Consider the following 256-nt stretch of genomic DNA (forward strand, 5'->3'; position numbering starts at 1 on the left):
GCCACAATCTGACTCAAATAAACATTCAATCCACCATCAGCATGCTCAACATAAAACAGTGGGTTATCTGCAAGCTGAGTGTCTGAGATATTAGTTAGCGAACCTACCGTCGTTGTTCCTGCTGGCTCACTTCTTGTTGCTGAATTTATAAATTGCTCAAGCATTACAACTCGCTTTGCCATAGCTTCTAATTCTGATTGTAACTTCTCAACGTCGCTCATTATTTAGTCTCCAGTGGTACGGCAATGCCCTCATT

At 41.8% G+C, this 256-nt stretch carries 1 protein-coding gene; it reads right to left on the reverse strand.

Features of this window, described 5'->3' with window-relative positions; all coding sequences use genetic code 11:
* Positions 1-221: hypothetical protein (locus tag O4H47_RS18010; protein ID WP_269395401.1), on the reverse strand; the 221-nt coding region annotated here is incomplete at its 3' end.
* Between the last annotated feature and the right edge of the window lie 35 nt (positions 222-256).

The sequence above is a fragment of the Maritalea porphyrae genome (assembly GCF_027213965.1).
In the GTDB taxonomy this organism is placed as follows: Bacteria; Pseudomonadota; Alphaproteobacteria; order Rhizobiales; family Devosiaceae; genus Maritalea; species Maritalea porphyrae_A.